A 1,732-nucleotide genomic window follows, 5' to 3' on the forward strand; every position below is an offset into this window, starting at 1 on the left:
CGGCATCGCGCGGCGCCGTCACATTCAGCTGCAGGCAATCTTCCGACGTCGGCCCATACGCGCCGCCGCCATTGGGCGATCCATCCGCCGGCATGGTCTGCGGACAAGACGTCCCCACCGTCACCGCATCGCGAACGCCGCTCCAGCTCTCCACCGGCTGCGGCGCAGCCCAGCGCAGATCTCCCACGGGCGCCGCCGCGAACGGAATGTTGCGGAACACGTTTACCCCGCCCGCAAACTCGCCCCGCACCTCTCCGCCCGCCACGCGCACCAGCGGCGCATCGCTCGTCCCGGCCGCCCCCGCGCAAGCGCCCAGCACCAGCGCCGCCACAGCTCCCAGCATCATCCGCATCGCACGGGCTCCCTCAACCATGAGCCCGCGATCAGACAGCAATCCCGCCCCAACCTCAATCCGCCACCGCCCCATCCTCCCAGCCGTCATCCTCCTCTTCCCCATCGTGCGCCGCAAAGAACGCCTCCTCCGACATCACGCCCTCCAGCGGCACCTCGCCATGCCGCGCGCTCAGACCCGGCCCCGCGACCACCACCGCTTCGCCCTCCAGCACAGGCCGCGCCCGCATCCCCTCCGGCGCCGCAACCATCAGCCGCGCCAGCCCCACGCCATCGCCTGCCGCCATCGCCACGCCCACCTCACGCATCACCTCCGCCTGCTCCGCCTCCAGAGCCCGCCGCGCCTCCGCCCACACATGCCCCGCCGCCACATTGCGGATCACCCGCCGCGTGATCGTGCCAGACTTCTCCAGCTCGATATCCTTGCGCCGCCAACCGCCCCGCAGCGCCCACCCCGCCAGCGTCTGCACAGACACGCCCAGCACGCGCGACACCTCCGCCCGCGACTCCCCCGCGCGCACCAGCCGCTCCGCCTCGAACTCCAGACCCATCAACTCGACACGCGATCGCGCCATCATCGCCTCCTCTGCGAGGCCGATGATTCACCCAGGTCACTGCGGTGTAGGATAACTTTTTTTTCGCGCCCGCCCAGCGCCCTGAAGCGCCACGCCTTTCGCAGGATCAGCTGTAGGATAAAGCGCCCGGCAAGCCCCAGCCGCCGGCCCGCTCCGCCTCTATTTCAGCTTCACCGCGCCCACGCGCACCAGATACTCGCCCATCTTCTGGTGCAGGATGTTGATCGCCTTCAGCGGCCGCACCATCACCTTGAAGTGCGTGATCAGCCCCGCATCATTCCACGCGATGATATCGACGCCATTGATCTTGATCCCGTCGATCTCGGAGTAGAACTCCAGCACGGCAGACCCGGCCCCCTCCGGCCGCGAGCCATCCACCAGCGAGACCCACTCCCCGCCATAGCGGAAGTGCTCCGTGTTCAACACCTGCAGGGCCCCGCGCAGATAAGCCTCGACGATCGCCCGCCCCTGCTGAGGCGTATGCACGACCGGAGACTCAAACACCGCATCCTCCGCCAGGATGCCCGCCAGCTCATCCGACCGCCGCTCCAGCGCAATCCGATGCCACCGCTCAATCACCGCCGGAATGGTCATGCGTGTCTCCCTGTCTCAAGCAAGACTGCCACCCCCACAAAGCTCAAGCAACGGAGAGCAGCCCGTACCGCCCCAACGCCGGGGAAAGCGTCAGTCGCGCGCGCGGCAGACGCAAGGCCCCGCCCCTATCGCCGCCCGCTTACGCGCGCCTCACCGTGTCGTCATTACGTGTTTGACACGCGCGTCTGCATTTTGCCTCCGACAACTCACCA

General features: G+C 68.2%; 3 protein-coding genes. All 3 read right to left on the reverse strand.

All coding sequences use genetic code 11. The features are described 5' to 3' along the window. Positions 1-352, reverse strand: a 352-nt coding sequence (locus tag EON91_RS14365; protein WP_292096074.1) for a carboxylesterase family protein, incomplete at its 3' end; no start/stop codon positions are given. 55 nt (positions 353-407) lie between these two features. After that, the gene (locus EON91_RS14370) at positions 408-926 is read right to left on the reverse strand and encodes a hypothetical protein (protein ID WP_292096076.1); all 519 of its coding nucleotides are present in this window, start codon (positions 924-926) and stop codon (positions 408-410) included. 159 nt (positions 927-1,085) lie between these two features. Beyond that, a complete protein-coding gene (locus EON91_RS14375; RefSeq protein ID WP_292096078.1) occupies positions 1,086-1,520 on the reverse strand; it encodes a nuclear transport factor 2 family protein in 435 nt (144 codons plus the stop codon). Positions 1,521-1,732 lie beyond the last annotated feature (212 nt).

This window comes from Brevundimonas sp., from assembly GCF_004210735.1.
In the GTDB taxonomy this organism is placed as follows: Bacteria; Pseudomonadota; Alphaproteobacteria; order Caulobacterales; family Caulobacteraceae; genus Brevundimonas.